Source organism: Streptomyces mesophilus (assembly GCF_040300965.1).
In the GTDB taxonomy this organism is placed as follows: Bacteria; Actinomycetota; Actinomycetes; order Streptomycetales; family Streptomycetaceae; genus Streptomyces; species Streptomyces mesophilus_A.
Genome location: NZ_JBEPEW010000030.1, coordinates 13,838 through 28,860 on the forward strand (window position 1 = coordinate 13,838; position 15,023 = coordinate 28,860).

11 protein-coding genes, 1 tRNA gene and 1 pseudogene are annotated in these 15,023 nt (G+C 70.6%); 3 read left to right on the forward strand and 10 right to left on the reverse strand.

The genetic code is table 11. From position 1 onward, the window contains the following. Positions 1–245: 245 nt before the first annotated feature. The 3 genes from ABT367_RS13815 (at position 246) to ABT367_RS13825 (ending at position 2,612) form a co-directional block, all read left to right on the forward strand. On the forward strand, positions 246–1,247 hold the full coding sequence (locus ABT367_RS13815) for an acyl-CoA desaturase (RefSeq protein ID WP_352252896.1): 1,002 nt from the start codon (positions 246–248) through the stop codon (positions 1,245–1,247). 61 nt (positions 1,248–1,308) lie between these two features. Beyond that, positions 1,309–1,722, forward strand: coding sequence for a DUF5994 family protein (locus ABT367_RS13820; protein ID WP_352252899.1), 414 nt, complete (start codon positions 1,309–1,311; stop codon positions 1,720–1,722). A gap of 329 nt (positions 1,723–2,051) precedes the next feature. Next, positions 2,052–2,612 (forward strand): hypothetical protein, encoded by a 561-nt coding sequence (locus tag ABT367_RS13825; RefSeq protein ID WP_352252901.1) that lies wholly within the window; start codon positions 2,052–2,054, stop codon positions 2,610–2,612. A 58-nt stretch (positions 2,613–2,670) separates the two neighbouring features. On the opposite strand, the gene ABT367_RS13830 is transcribed toward ABT367_RS13825, so the two are convergent. From ABT367_RS13830 to ABT367_RS13875, 10 genes and pseudogenes are all read right to left on the reverse strand, one after another. Then, a complete protein-coding gene (locus ABT367_RS13830) occupies positions 2,671–3,438 on the reverse strand; it encodes a GAF and ANTAR domain-containing protein (protein ID WP_352252903.1) in 768 nt (255 codons plus the stop codon). Next, the gene (locus ABT367_RS13835; RefSeq protein WP_352252905.1) at positions 3,435–4,238 is read right to left on the reverse strand and encodes a GAF and ANTAR domain-containing protein; all 804 of its coding nucleotides are present in this window, start codon (positions 4,236–4,238) and stop codon (positions 3,435–3,437) included. Before ABT367_RS13835 ends, ABT367_RS13830 begins: the two co-directional genes overlap by 4 nt. A 64-nt stretch (positions 4,239–4,302) precedes the next feature. Continuing rightward, the gene (locus ABT367_RS13840; RefSeq protein WP_352252907.1) at positions 4,303–4,722 is read right to left on the reverse strand and encodes an STAS domain-containing protein; all 420 of its coding nucleotides are present in this window, start codon (positions 4,720–4,722) and stop codon (positions 4,303–4,305) included. A 504-nt stretch (positions 4,723–5,226) separates the two neighbouring features. Continuing rightward, the gene (locus ABT367_RS13845; protein WP_352252908.1) at positions 5,227–5,658 is read right to left on the reverse strand and encodes a hypothetical protein; all 432 of its coding nucleotides are present in this window, start codon (positions 5,656–5,658) and stop codon (positions 5,227–5,229) included. 263 nt (positions 5,659–5,921) lie between these two features. Then, a complete protein-coding gene (locus ABT367_RS13850) occupies positions 5,922–7,085 on the reverse strand; it encodes a neprosin family prolyl endopeptidase (protein WP_352252911.1) in 1,164 nt (387 codons plus the stop codon). 157 nt (positions 7,086–7,242) lie between these two features. Then, positions 7,243–7,315: transfer RNA gene (locus ABT367_RS13855), tRNA-Lys, on the reverse strand. 98 nt (positions 7,316–7,413) lie between these two features. Continuing rightward, entirely contained in the window at positions 7,414–8,952 is a 1,539-nt protein-coding gene (locus tag ABT367_RS13860; RefSeq protein ID WP_352252913.1) for an FG-GAP-like repeat-containing protein, read from the reverse strand. After that, positions 8,952–11,051 (reverse strand): FG-GAP repeat domain-containing protein, encoded by a 2,100-nt coding sequence (locus ABT367_RS13865; RefSeq protein ID WP_352252915.1) that lies wholly within the window; start codon positions 11,049–11,051, stop codon positions 8,952–8,954. The genes ABT367_RS13860 and ABT367_RS13865 overlap by 1 nt, the downstream gene beginning before the upstream one ends. A gap of 284 nt (positions 11,052–11,335) precedes the next feature. Further along, positions 11,336–14,434: an FG-GAP-like repeat-containing protein gene (locus ABT367_RS13870; protein WP_352252917.1), complete on the reverse strand. Its 3,099-nt coding sequence runs from the start codon at positions 14,432–14,434 to the stop codon at positions 11,336–11,338. A 250-nt stretch (positions 14,435–14,684) separates the two neighbouring features. Further along, positions 14,685–15,023 (reverse strand): annotated as a pseudogene (locus tag ABT367_RS13875) (DEAD/DEAH box helicase); the annotation flags it as partial.

Below are 15,023 nucleotides of genomic sequence, written 5' to 3' on the forward strand. Positions count from 1 at the left end.
GTACGCCCGGCCGATTTCCCTCCGACAGGAGTACGGTGAGGGAGGCGAGGACGTTCATACGGAGGCATCCGCTCTCTTCGGAGTCCTTGGCGGGCCCCGGACCTCGGAGTCCTTGGAGGCACCCGATCCCCTCGGAACCCTGAAGACACCCGCCCCTTTCGGATCCTCTCCTCTCGCCGTCCCTTCACGGGCAGCCCCCGACCCCGGCCGCCGCGACATCCGCACCGAGGCCGAGGAGCCTGTACATGCCCCTGACTTCCCCCACCCGTATCCCCGAATCCCCGCCGGACGCCGCCCCGTCACCTCAGGGCTACGACGGCAACTCACCCTTCCCGCAGGAGGGTTCGGCTCCCCGCCGAGAAGGCGGGGAGCGCCTGTACGTCGCGGTGACGGCGGTGATCGTCGTGCTGCCGTTCGTGGCGCTCGGCCTCGCCGGATGGCTGCTCTGGGGACGACTGATCCATCCCACGGACATCGTGCTCGGGCTCGCCCTGTACGTGCTCACGGGCCTCGGCGTCACGGTCGGCTTCCACCGCGGACTCACCCACGGCGGCTACCGCGCCGCCCGCCCCGTACGCATCGCCCTCGCGGTGGCCGGTTCGATGAGCTTCCAGGGCGACGTCATCGGCTGGGTCGCCACGCACCGCCGCCACCACGCGTTCACCGACCGCCCCGGCGATCCGCACTCCCCGTACCGCTACGGCACACATCTGCGCGGCCAGTTGCGCGGGATGCTGCACGCGCACGTGGGCTGGCTGTTCCGCAACGACCCCACGCCGCACGAGCGTTACGTCCCCGATCTGCTGGCCGACCGTGACATCCGCGCCGTCTCCCGCGCCTTCCCGCTCCTGTGCCTGCTCACCCTCGCCCTGCCGTTCGGCCTCGGCTGGGCGATCGGCGGCAGCTGGCTGTACGGCGTGACCGGCCTGCTGTGGGCGGGGCTCGTCCGTATCGCGCTGCTCCACCACGTGACCTGGAGCGTCAACTCGCTGTGCCACATGATCGGCGAGCGTCCGTTCCGCACCCGGCGCCACGACCGGGCCACCAACCTGTGGCCGCTCGCCCTGCTCTCCTTCGGCGAGAGCTGGCACAACCTCCACCATGCCGACCCCACCAGCGCCCGGCACGGCGTGGAGCGCGGTCAGCTCGACCCGTCGGCCGCCGTCATCAGGCTGCTCGAACGCTTCGGCTGGGTGCACGACGTGCGCTGGCCGAGTGCGGATCGCGTCGCCGCCCGCCGTATCTGAAGCCCTCGGCCCACTCATCAATCCCCAGCCCGCGCACGGCAGTCGGCAGGAGCCGCACCCCATGAGCCTCGCACCGTATTCCCTGCCCCCCTCCCAGCCGCTGCTCCGTCTGCACCTGGCGCCCGCCGCGGGCGGACCGCGCGCCATCGACGGCGTGTGGTGGCCGCGCTCCCACGACCTGCTCACCGAACTCCCCGTCCTGCTCGCCGGGCTGCCCCGCGCCTGGGGCCACATCACCAGCGTGCGGCTCAACGGCGCCCGTTGGGCGGCGGCACCCGGCCGGGTCCTCGTCGCCGGCCAGGTCGTCCGGGTGCGCAGGAGCGAGGCGGCCAACGGCACCGACTCGGTCGTCCTGCTCTCACCCGGCCAAGGGCGCTGGGACCTGCTCGTCGTCTCCCCGGACACGGCCGGGACGGACGGGCCCGGCACCGCGCCGGAGTTTCTCGCCGACTTCCTTGAACAGGCGGGCAGTTGAGGCATGGTTCGGCCGAGCGCGGGTAGATGCCCTACCTACGTGCCCCGCGACCCCGGGTGCGGTTCTGAAGACAGCCGGACCCGCACCGCCGACGGACGCGGCTCCGGCGCCTCGTCCCTCTGGGCAGTCATCACCAGGGCACTCCCGCGCCCTGGAGTCACGGGCGACGAGGAAGTCGAGAAGACGCCGCAGGGGAGGCGTGTCTTCTCGCCGGGCCGGCCCTCGGCGACGTTCTGCGGATTTCCGCCCGGGGCCGTTCCCCGGTGAGCGCGGCCCGGATACCGGGCCTTCCCCCGGCAGATACGGCACGGAAGGGACGGATGCGCTCCATGACAGAGCATGCGGTGCGGCCCGCCGACGCCCGGCCGCCCTCGCCGGACCGGGGCCGGGGCCCTTCGCCCTGGTCCGCGGAGCGGCTCCACGCGCTGACCCGATGCCAGATCGCCGACAGGCTCCCGGAGCTCTGCGCGCTGTACGCGGCCACCTGCGGCGTGCGGACCTGGCAGGAGGACCGCCTCAGCCATGACTTCCGGCGGCGCCTGACGGCCGACATCCGCCGTCCCGGCTTCGGGCTGGTCGTCGCCGAGAACACCTCGATCACGGCATGCGCCTACGGATTCCCGCTGCGCGCGGGGATGTTCGAGATACGGGAGATCGTGGTCCCGCTCCGGGTGCGGCAGCTCTCCCCGCAGCGCGAGTGGAACCTGGCCCGGCGCCTGCAGAAGCGGCTGCTCGTCGACCACGGCCACACCACGGGCATCACCCTGGTCCCCCGGGCCGACGTGTGGACCGTCGAGGCGCTGCGGGCCTGGGGCTGGCGCGACGCCCCTGGCGCCCCGTACGGGACACCGCTGTGGCCCCCGCAGCACGTCCTGCTGCTCAACCTCTGAGCGCCGGCCGGTCACCCATCCGTCAACTGGCCCTGCGTACAGGGGTGTTACGTCACCGCTACGCCGCCGGACCGGTCTCCGGAGCGGCCTGCGGAGCGGGGATGACGGCCGTGTCGAACGAGCCGTCGACGACCTGCCGGGCCAGCTCCGTCAGACGCAGGTGGTGGGAGCGGGCATAGGACCGGAAGGCGTGGAACGCCTCGTCGACCGAGGTGTTCCAGCGCTCCGCGAGCACGCCCTTGACCTGCTCCACCAGGATGCGGCTGCTGAGCGCGCTGTTCAGCTGGGTGTTCACCACATGCGACTGCTCGAGCGTGCGCTGCTGCAGGATCGTGATCGTGGCGACGTCGGCGAGCGCCTGGGCGAGGGCGATCTCGTCCTCGGCAAGGCGGCGGTCGGACCGCTGGAAGAGGTTCAGCGCGCCCACCACCCGGTCGCGCAGACGCAGCGGGATGGCATGCGTCGTCACGTAACCGATCTCGCGGGCCCGCGGCGTGAAGCGCGGCCAGTCGGCGGCCGCGCCGGAATTCCTCAGGTCGATGTTCGTGCGGGCCGCACCGCTGCGGAAGCACTCCATGCACGGCCCCTGGTCGTGCTGCCGGGCGAACAGCTCCAGGAGCCGGGTGTGCTCGTCCGACGCGGCGATGACCTGCAGTTCTCCGTCCGCGTCGGCCAGCAGGATGCCCGCGGCCGAGACGCCGAGGAGCTCCACGCAGCGAGCGGAGAGCCGCTGCAGGAGATCGAGGACGTCGAAGTCGTCGATGAGCGAATCCGCGATCTCGACGAACACCTCGGCGAGTCGCTGTTCCCGGGCCATGTCGATCATCCCTCTCCACCGTCGGGCGAATGAGGCCCGTTCCCATCGTCGTCCATAGCTCCCTCGAATCGCAGTCTTCGGGCCACGACGTCCTCCGCGACGTCCCCGAGCGGACGCCCACTGCTGTAGGCGTAAGCGCGCAGCCGCACCAGGGCCTGCGCGAGCGACGTGCCGAGCTGGACGCTGATCATGCCCGTCGCCTGGTGCACCACGGCCCGCCGCAGCCCTTCGGGCGGCCACAGCCCGTCACCGTCATGTCCGGCGGCGCCGTCGCTCCCGACGGGCCCGCCGTTCACGCTGCTCCGCCCGTTCCGCGGCCCGCGGTCACCGAGCAGCGACGCGATCAGGGCAGCGGTCAGGGCGTACGTGTCCTGGAGCTGGATCTCGCTGAGCGGGCCGTCCCCGTCGCACAGCAGCGTCAGCAGACCGATCTTGGCGCCCCCCAGAGCGAGCGGAAAGCAGCACACTCCGTGCACTCCCAGCTGCTGCGCGGCCGCCAGGAACACGGGCCAGCGGTCGGGCGCCACCAGCCGGAGGTCCGGTTCCAGTACGGGAATTCCGGCGCGTACGGCGTCCGGTCCCGGCCCCTCGCCCAGCGTGAACTGCAGTTCTTCGAACCGCAGGCTCAGGTCGGGGAAGCACCACAGGGGTTCCGGCGCCCGCACGCCGCCCGTCCCGTCCGCGGACCTGGGGAACACGGACACGGCGACGCCCGGCACACCCAGTGCCCGTGCCCCGGCCGCCGCGGGATCGCCGCCGCTTCCGGGGCGAAGGGACCGCAGCACCTCGGCCATGCCGTCACTGATCACCGGTCTCCGTTCCACTGGGCCCGGGACATCCCCGCACGGGGCGCCGGCCGGTACGTGGCGAACACTACGCGCCCTTGCTCCACACCGGCCCGGGCTCGTCCCCCGGCCCTTCGCCCATTCCGCGCCAGGCGTCCCGGGCACTCGCATAGCCCGGAAAACGGCCGGCGAGGCCACCGGCCCTGAAGAGCAGCGCGGTCGCCGAGCTCGTGTAGACGACGCGGGCCCAGCCGTGCCGCGCCCGGCAGTCGGACCACGCATCGGACAGGGGCCCGAGGATGCTTCCGTCCGCGAAGGTGACCTCGCTCAGGTCGACGATGAGACAGGGCCGTCCGCTTTCGGTACGGGCCAGGTCCAGGGCCCGTGCCAGCGGCGCCACGGTGAGCAGATCCAGCTCGCCGTGCGCGCGCACCACACGGCAGTCGTCGAACGGGACCGGACGTTCCAACTGGCCATCCACTTCGGACAAGTCGGGATGAGAGCTCATGCGCCCCATCTCCTCCGGCAGGGTGCTGCACGGGTGCGCAGAGCCTCTGTTGCGCGAAACGGACTGCACGGAGAGGGCCGGGTCCAGGGCGACCGTATTTTGAGCCTACTCGCGCGAGGCGGGCGGGCGGGCGGTCTCCCCGAAAGAGCCGCTCGACCGCAGGCTCGGCACGGGGTGCGCGTACGGCGTACCGGGCGGATCCTGCAGTGGGGGCAGAAACGGCTGAGGGAGCGCCGGTGAGACCCACCTGTGCGGACTGCAAGCGCTGCCGGAGCAATCTGGTCGTGAACGCCACCAGATCGGTGGTGCATACGGGCTGGAGGCTGCTGGCTCTGGTCACGCTCGCGGACTTGGACCCCCCGGACCAGGCATGCAGGAAGTGCCGCCACCGGTGGGGACTCCACGACCGGCCGGACTCCATGGCGGCGTAGGACTGCATGGCGGCGTAGGGCTGCCTCGTCAACCTGCCGCAGGTCTGCCCCGCCACCCTGGAGCGCTGCCTCTCTACGCTCGCGCCCGTCGGGCGGCCGACGTGATCTCCTCGGCCACCTTGTCCGCGCGGGACAGATGAGGAGCGAGCCAGTAGTAGTTGCCGACGGCCATCGCCTTGGCAACGGATCCGTCGGAGAGCGTCAGAAACACACCGCTGCGCTTCGGCTCCGCAGACACCACCGTGGCGAGGGGGATGCGCCGCTCGGCGAGGGTGTTGCGGATCCGCACCTCGCGGTCGGTGAGTGTGATGCGCCGGTTGAAGGTCCACACCACGAAGAGAAAGGCGCAGGCCAAGAGGACGGCGGCGATCGCGTACGCCTGCCAGGCGGTGCCGTCGTCGTCTCGAGCGCCGAGGTAGACCATCAGCGCGGCGAGCGGAAGGCTGACGAGGGCGAGCAGGCCGTGCATGATCCTGAGGAGCCCGGGCGGGCGCCAGGTCTGCATGTGATCACGCTATGCCCGGCCTGAGGAGCACCGCATGTTACCCACGGGGACGACCGGGGCTCAGCGCAGTCTGCTGTCGGAATCCCTGTCGGCACCGGCGTGCAGACCCCAGCGGTGCCCGCAGTTCTTGCAGCCCGGGGCCGGCGTGGGGGAATGCTGGAACGTGGCCGCGGCCACGAGCAGAGCACCGCCGCGGACGACCGACCTGACGAGGTTCACCACGGCATGGCCGCGGCAGCGTTTGCAGTCCGCACACACGGACGTCATCGGCCTCTTGCCTCGGTCACCCGCCGGGTGTGGCTGTCCCAGATCAGCACGCCGCCCTGGAACGTCTGGCGCACGCGCACTCCGTGGCGTTCCCCGGCCCGGGCACCGGTGGTCTTCCGCTCGTCGGAGGTGGGAAAGCCCAGGCGCCCGCGTTCCCAGCCGAGCGAGGCCCACTTCGTCCGGATCGCGCCCTGGACGGGGTGCGCGCCGCTCGCCGGCGACCAGTACAGGGAGCCGCCCTGGAAGTGCTGGTAGTAGCCCTTGCGACCGGGCGTCGGCTTCGACGGTGCCAGCGGGCAGCGCAGCCGGCTCTCGAACCCGCCGATGGCCCGCCACTTCGTTCCGATCGCACCCCCGACGGGCCGCGCGCACCGGCCGGGCCCGGCGGCGCCGGTTCCGCCGTGGCGCTGGGACGAGCCGCCGGCGTACTGCAGCGAGTAGTACCGGGGGCTGGTCTCGTTGCGGACGCCGCCCTTGATCGGCACACAGCGCACGGTGTCGTACTGGCACATGCCGTCGATCGCTTCGGCACGCGTGTCACGGGCATGCCGGCCGTTGCCCATCTGGCTCAGCGGCGGACGCGCCGGGGAGAAGACCTCGCCGTACCAGTGCGTCGTGTCGCCGGATGTGAACCTGCCCTGCCACAAGGAGTCCGGGTAATAGCCGAGCCAGGCGTTGTCGAACCACACCCACCAGGCGTTCTTACGGTGCTGAACGGCGAACCGGACCTTTTTGCCCACGTACCGGTCGAGCCGCATGTCCGGCCGGTTGGTCTTGTGGGTGGTGCGGAATTTGTCCGTGTCCAGGAAGTTCCCCCCGGCCCACCGTCCGACCATGAGGGTCGGACCGCCGGTGCGGAACTTTCGGTAGCCCACCTCGACAAGCGACTCGTTGTCGCCCCGCACGATCGAGATCTCGTTGGTGACCTGGTCCTTCGGGCTGTGCAGCAGCGGATCGCTGATCTGCAGGACGCCGCCCACCCCCTGGTCGAGCCCCTTGGGCGCGGCCTTGAGGACACCGGCATAGGAGTACGGGTCCGGTGCGGGGGCGGCCGGGGCGGCGGAGGCAGCGGAGGCAGCGGAGGCGGAGGTACCGACGGGGGCGACGCCCGCCAGGAGTGCGAGCGCGGTCAGGGCGCCCGATGCGCAGATACGTTTCACGACGTCTCGCTTCGAACAGCGGGAAGGGGCAGACGCATTGAAGCCCGGCCCCGGCCGAGGCGCCCCGCGACACGCCCCGAACCAACAGCGCCCGACCCCACCGGAGTGGGCCCGGGCGCTGCGGTGCGGATCGGAGAAGTCTCCTTCTCCGGTGCGGTAGACCGTGTGGGACTCGAACCCACAACCAATGGATTAAAAGTCCACTGCTCTGCCAATTGAGCTAACGGTCCTTGCCGATGGCACCCCCGAGCATAGCCCGACCGGCCCGGAGCTCCGATCGAGTATCGGTTTCCGGGCCGGTCGTATGGCTTGCGAAGGGGCGTCCTGTTCAGGACAGGCTGATGAAACCCTTCATATAGGTCGTGGCCAGTTTCTTCGGCGGTGTGACGAAGCTGCCCTTGTGGTTGGCGTTGTAGACGTAGAGCGCCCCGGCCGGTGTCCGCGTCACGAGGTCCTGGATGCCGTTGCGGTCGAAGTCCCCGCTGCCGATGATCGCGTTGAACTGGCCCCAGCCCGAGCCGACGCGGGTGCGCGCGGCGAACGTGCTCCTGCCGGTGCCCCGGTAGAACCAGAGCACTCCGGCCTTGTCCCGGGCCACCAGGTCGGGAATCCCGTCACCGGAGAGGTCTCCGCGGCCCGCAAGCGCCGTGTAGGTGTTCCAGCCGCTGCCGATGCGCAGCCGGCCGACGAACCCGCCCTTGCCCGTACCGCGGTGGAGCCAGAGCACTCCGGCCTTGTCCCGCGCCACCAGGTCGGGGTTCCCGTCACCGGAGAGGTCGCGGGTCGCGACCATGCGGTCGTAGATCTGCCAGCCTGTGCCGATCTTGGAGCGGCGGTCGAACTCCGGATCGAAGTCGCCGGACGGCACCCGGTAGAGGGTTCCGCCGGACGTACGGGCGAGCAGATCGCCGAAGCCGTCCCCGTTCAGGTCGCCGGCCTGCAGGACGGTGTTGTAGCCGCGGACGCTGAAGGAGCCAGTGTTGTCGGGCTTGCAGCCGAGGTTCGACCCCGGATAGGGCGCGCAGACGTCCACCAGGTCGTACGACTGTCGCCCGAGGAAGCTGCCCAGATCGCTGCTGCGGATGTCGACGTCCGTGGCCCAGTTGCCGATCACGGCGCGATGCGAAGAGGCGCGCGTGTACAGACGTACGCCCGACTGCACACAGCCGGCGCTCCGGGTGGCCGAGATCCCGATGAGCTTTCCGCCCGCCACGAGCGCGCCACCCGCGTCCCCGAGGCACTGGTCGGCGTCCGCGACGGGCGGTGCTCCGGGCGCCGGCGCGCTGCACAGCATGCCCGAGGGCAGCGGGCTGCCCAGCAGTGCGGCACACTCCGCGGCCGACTTGATGACGACCTGCTCGCTGTGCTTGGAGCGCTGGTCCTCGACCAGACCGGTCCACGAGGAGAAGACCGCTGTGGCCCCGGGCGCGTACAGGGCGCTGTCCGCCGAGCTCGCGAGCACCGGCTTGCCCGCGTTGTCGGGGGTGCGGCGGTTGGTCACGGCGAGCGCGGCCTGACGGGTGGTGGCGTTGAACTGCGGATGAGTGCGATAGCCGGGGTAGTTGGTCCCCCCGTACAGCTCTCCGCTGCTGTTGTACTCCCACACCATGTCGGCCTCGCCCATGCCCGTGAAACAGTCGGGCGTCGCCAGCGTCTTCGTCGGGGACAGCACGATCCCGGTGCACACCCGGGTCACCTGGGTGCCCTCGTCCTGGTAGTAGAGCGGGATCACCCAGGACGGGACGGACACCGCCGCGTGTGCCTCGGGCGCCTGCCCGAGGGCGCCGTCCAGGAGTCCCGTGAACAGGGCCGTGGAGGCGAGCACCGCCCCGAGACGGCGTGCGGTGCGCGAAACGGTACGGCGCATCAGAAGATCCCCTTGTACGTCTGCCAGCCGGCCGCGATCTTCACGCGGCCGCTGAAGCTGCCCTTGCCGTTGCCGTTGTTGCGGTAGAGGTTGCCGGCGCTGTCGCGGACGACGATGTCGGCCCGGCCGTCACCGGAGATGTCACCGACGCCGATGACGGTGTTGTACGAGCGGCCCCAGTCGGAGAACACCTGCTGCCGCGGCGCGAACCGCCCGTTTCCCAGGCCGTCGTAGCGCCACAGGAAGCCGTTCCTGTCGTGCGCGAGGAGATCGGCCCTGCCGTCGCCCGTCAGATCGCCGGCTCCGGTGATCCGCCCGTACGTCTTCCAGTTCGTCCCGATCTTCACGCGGGCCGCGAGCCTTCCGTCCGCGGTTCCGGCGTAGAAGTACAGGTCACCCGTGGTGGTCTGACGCGTGATCAGGTCGGAGCGGCCGTCGCCGTTCAGGTCGCCCGGTGAGGTCAGCACGTCGTACTGGCCCCAGCCCTTGCCGAGTACGAGATGGCTGCTGTGCGGCACGTAACCACCGCCGCACTTGCCCGTGTACCGGCGCAGTTCGCCGTCCGGCATCCGCACGAGCAGCTCGGCGCAGCGGTCCTTGCCCGTGTCGCCGAACGGCACGGCACGGGTGCCGGCCGGCCAGCCGCTGCCGGAGGTCTTCGAGGGGAAGGCACCGGCGCCGTTGCCGAAGTGAGTGCTCAGGACCCCGCTGGAGTTGAGGGTCATGAGGTCGCCGTGGGAGGAGTAGCCCAGGTCGTGGAAGCCGTGCCGGGCCTCGTACACCCCGATGTCGGCACTCGTCGTGTACGTGCCGCCGCCGTCGGCCGCCGTCGCGGTGAGGGTCCAGCGGTGCTTGCCGCTGAGGACCCACGCTCCGTCGTCGGTCCTGCCGTCCCATCCGACGACGGGCTCGGTACTGGGGCTTTCGCTCTTGATCGTACGGACGGTCCTGCCCAGCACGTCCTTGACCGTGAACGTCCAGTGCGCGGGCTTGTTGAGCTGCCAGGTGCTGTTCCAGATCTGGCTGCCGGTCGTGGACTTGACGCTGAAGTCGGCATCGGCGAGATCCGAGTCGATCTTTCCGAGCGGCTGTGCGGGCACCCCGCTCTGCACGACGTGGAGGGCGTTGTCCCCGCCGACGTACGCGATGTCGCCGCCGAACTTGTCGACGCTCCAGGTGAGTCGGCGCTGGTCGGCGGTGTTCCCGGCCGGCAGATCGGCGATCTCCCGCGCGGGGGCGGCCGCGCCCGTGTGGAAGTCGGTCAGCATCAGCCTGCCCGCGGCGCGGTCGTGCTGGACGAGGTATCCGTCACCGACGAGGGCCGGCCCTGACGGCACGGTGAACTTCCGCTTGGTCGTGTGGTCGTACACCCCGGCGGCTCCGGCGGGGCCGCAGTTCCAGTACAGCCAGCGGCCGATGGCCTGCAGTTCCTTGACCGAGCAGGGAGCGCCCACGGAGACCGTCTCGACGACCTGCTTCTTCTTCAGGTCGAGCGCACTGACGGATCCTGCCGCCGAGTTGGCGGTCCACAGCCTGGTGCCCCAGACCGAGGCGGCGGTGATGGACCGGGTCAGGCGCAGGTCCGTGGTCCTGAAGGGCGAGGTGTAGTCGACGTACTGCTTGCCGGTCGAGGCCGCGTTGTAGACGTAGAAATTGCCGGTGGTGTCGACGAACCGCCCACCGGTGACGGCGGGTTCCTCGTTCGAGCTGATGCCTGTCGGGTCGACCCGGACCTCCGCCCGCTCCGTACCTGTGGAGCCGACCATGAAGGTCAGGGAGTGGCCGTTTCCGGAGGTGCGCAGCGGTACGCAGGATCCGGCGTCGCAGGGCACGTACTGGACATGGGAGCCGGTCGCGAAGGCGTCGGCATAGCCGTAGCCGATCCGCTCGCTCGCCGTCGTGCCGTCGGCGGAGAGGGCGCGAGAGAAGATCCACCTGTTGCCGTTCGCCCCACGCTCCACCGTGTGCAGCGTGCCGCCGGCGAAGTCGATACCCCAGACACCGTCGGTGGTGATGGGGGTCGGCGTGTCGGCAGCCGCGCCTGACGCCGTAAGTCCCGTGATACTGACGGCAGTTGCCGTGGCCGCGACGACGGACATGCGTATCCGCCGGGCGGCCCGAGAGCGCAGACGCGCATGCCGGGCCAAGAGGGTCCCTCCCCGAGAACTCTTCAGAGCGCTTCGAGATCCGGGCCGAGCCCCCCTGGCCACACCCATCTCGCGCGCGAGGGCCGGATCGTAACAGCCGGGGCGCATGTGAAGGAAGAGAAAAGAGAAGCGGACCCACCCGTGAAGGCGGGTCCGCTGCCCGTTCTCTTTACGCAGGTCAGGAACCGGACGGCGGACGTGGCCGACCGCGGCGCCCGGTCAGGGAGGACCTGCCGTCAGAAGATCCCCTTGTAGCCGCCCCAGCCGGTGGCGATCTGTGTGCGGCCGGAGAAGGAGCCCTTGCCGTCACCGGTGTTGCGGTACAGGACTCCGGCCTTGTCCCGTACGACCAGATCCGCCTTGCCGTCCCCCGTGATGTCCCCCGCGCCGATGACCGCGTTGTAGGAGCCGCCCCAGTTCGTGAAGACCTTCGCGCGCGGCGCGAACAGACCGTTCCCCAGGCCGTCGTAGCGGTAGAGGGTGCCGTCCGTGTGCCGGGCCAGGAGGTCCGCGCGGCCGTCGCCGTTCAGGTCGCCGGTGCCCGCGATGTGGTTGTAGACCCCCCAGCCGCTGCCGACCCGTATCGGCGAGCCCACGGTCCCCGACGCCGTCCCGCGGTACACGAACAGCTCACCGGTCGCCGCCTTGCGCGCCACCAGATCCGGGCGGCCGTCACCCGTCAGGTCGCCCGCCGCCGTCAGCACGTTGTGCATGTTCCAGCCCGTGCCGAGCACCTTGTGCTGCGTGGTCGGCTGCAGCGCGGCACCGCAGGCCGGCGTGTAGGCGCGCATCCTGCCGTCCGGCATCCGCACGAGCACGTCGTTGCAGCGATCGCCGTTCAGGTCGCCGAAGGGGACGGCGAGGGTGGAGGTCGACCAGCCGCTCCCCGAGGTCTGCCCGGAGAACGTCCCGCTGCCGGTGCCGTGCTGGAAGGTGAAGGTGCCGGAGGAGTTGAGGGTGAGCAGGTCACCGATTCCGTCGGGCCGGGCTGTCGTGCCCGCGTGGTCGCGCCTGACAGCCGTACCGCCGCTCAGGCGCACGGTCCCGGTCTTCGTCAGCGCGGGCCCGGCCCCGTCGGCCGGCTGCGCCGACAGGCTCCAGACGTACGTGCCGTTGGGCAGCAGCGCTCCGTCGGCACCCTTGCCGTCCCACGTCGCCGTGAGGGAACGGGTGCCGGCCTGGCCGGTCACGGTCGCGACCGTCTTGCCCGTGCTCTTCGCCTTGATGGTGACGGTGGGTACGAGGGCCTTCTCGGTGACCCACCACTCGCCCTGCCAGGGGACGGGGGTGGAGTCGGTCTCCACGGTCGGGGAGACCCTGCTGTGGGTCGAGACGAGATCGGCGGCGGTCTGCTGCCCCCGGATCACCCGCACATCGCTCCAGTCACCCGACTCCGCCCGCCATGCACGGAAGGCGAAGTCGCCGGTACGGGGGTCGACCACCGGGGCGCCGCCCTTGCCCAGGGGCTGTGCCACGGCGGTGCCGCTGCGCACGTCGTAGCGGTCGATCTGGGAGGACTGGCCAGTCGGGGCGCTCTCTGTGACGACAAAGCCGTCACCGAGCACAGCCGCCTTCTCGTAGTCGACGACCGGAACCGGAACGTTCCTGCCCGTACCGAGGTCGACGACGCCGGCGGTGGACCCGCACTTCCAGTACAGCCAACGCGACACCACCTGGAGGTCCGAGGCGGTCTGACAACCCGATCCGACAGTGAACACCGCCTGCTGCGCGCCGGTGCGCGCGTTCTTGGCCGCGACGGTCAGCTTCCCGTCGGACGCCTGCGCTGCGGCGGTCCACAGGGTGTCGCCCGACAGCGCGGACGGAGCCCCGACGCCGGACTGGAGCGTACGGCCGTCGTCGATGTCCACGACGTACTGCTTCCGCTCGTAGTCGGTGGTGTCCTTCCGGATCAGCGCGAGATCGCCCCTGGCCGCTTGGACGTGGACTGCGTCGTAGTAGTCGTTGACCGGACCGAGGTCCAAAGGCACCGGCGTGCCGGGGTAGTTGTCCCCGCTCACCACGTACAGGGCGTCGTTGCCCGCTGCGTCCTTGCCTCTGTACACCGTCCGGCCGTCACCGGTGGGCACCAGCGCGGGGCAACGCAGTATGGTCGCGCTGCACGTCGGCGCTCCGGCCAGGGCTCCCTGCTGCGTTCTCGGTCCAAATCCCGGATCCGCATCGGTGAGATCGCGCGTGTACACGGCGGTCTTCCCGTCGCCGTTTTCGACCGTGGAGAGTCGCCCTTGGTCGAGCTTCACCCCTTGGATCGCCATGGGCGTGGGGGGAACGCGGTGCAGCAGTTCGGTACGCACCCCGCCGGAGCCATCAGCCGTGATGGCGTGGAACCCGAACTGCTCGGCATTCGCGCCACCCGTCAGGATCAGCCCGCCGTCCGGCCGGACCGCCACGCGGTCCACGATCGCCCGGGCAAGGATCTCCCGCTCAGGAGCTCCGTCGAAGGGCACCTCGAACACGCGCCACACCGCGGCGCTCGGGCTCCTCGAACCGTAGGCGGCGTCGTAGCGGCCGATGATCAGCGCGTTGTCGACAACTCCAAGAGTCCTGACCTCCGTGCCGTCGTAAATCTTGGGCAGCTTGTGCACAGGAGCGTCGAAGCGCCCCTGCTCGTAGACCTCCGTGGCCGGCCCCGGTGCGGCCACCGCGATATGGCGGCCGGTCACCGTCGTCTGGGAGTTGAACGGCAGCACCTCCAGCTGCCCGCTCACCAGATCGACCCATGCGTACTTCGAACTGGTCGCACCCGTGATGCGCAACTGCAGCATGAAGCCCTGCTGCGAGGCCCGTCCCATGAAAAGGATCCCCGCGTCAGCGGGCATCCCTGTGACCTTGCGGTCGACCGTGGTGCCGCCTACCTCCCTCAGGAGGTGCACCTCTGTGGCCTCACCGGCCGCGTTCGCGGCACCGGTGGCCACCACCGTCTCACCGACGGCGTACCTGTACTGCAGCGCGGCCGGCACGGTGACCTTCCACGACCGGCCCGTGGCCATGTCCGTCATCGCGACATCACGCGTGGTCCCGGTCCGCAGGGCCACCACGTCCGAAGCGGCGCCGTAGTACTCGAGCGGACTGACCGCGCCCTTTCCGTCACCGCCCTCGATACGCCGCGTCGTGCCGTCGTACGACGTCCAGTCCAGGCCGGAATCGTTGGGCACGGTGCTCTGGTGCAGGAAGCCCGTGCTGCCCGCCGTCATGACGGTGCGGTGCAGCGTCGGCGTGGTCCGCATCGTCGCCGGCACGGTGATCTCGGCGCTCGCCGCCGGCTCCGCCCCCGACGCCGTAAGTCCCGTGACACTGAAAGCTGTTGCGGCGGCCACGACGACGGACATACGCATCCGACGGGCCGCCCGAGAGCGCATGCGCGCATGCCGGGCCAAGAGGTTCCCTCCCCGAGAACACTGAGAACGCATCGAGGTACGGGCCAAGCCCCCCGGCCACACCCACCTCATGCAGGAGGCCGGATCGTAACAGCGGTGACGCATGTGAAGGAAGAGAAAACGGAAGCGGGCCCACCCCGAAGGGTGAGCCCGCTTCCGCAGGTCAGAGACCTAGGCCGGACACAAAGTGTCAGCCGTTGCGCTTCCAGCGCGGCTTGTCGTCGCGGCGGCCGAAGGACGAACCCGAGCCGGCGGAACCGGAACGGTGGTCGTCGCGGCGGAAGGCCGGACGGTCCGAGCCACGGTGGCCGCCACCGCGGGTGTCACGGCTGTCGCGGTTGAACGGACGGTCCGAGCCGCCGCGGTTGAACGGGCGGTCCGAGCCGCGGTGGCCGCCACGGTCGTCGCGGTCGCGGTTGAACGGACGGTCGTTGTCACGGCGGAAGCCGCCACGGTCGTTGTCACGGTCACGGTTGAAGCCGCCACCGCGGTTGTCACGGCTGTCGCGGTTGAACCCGCCACGGTCGTT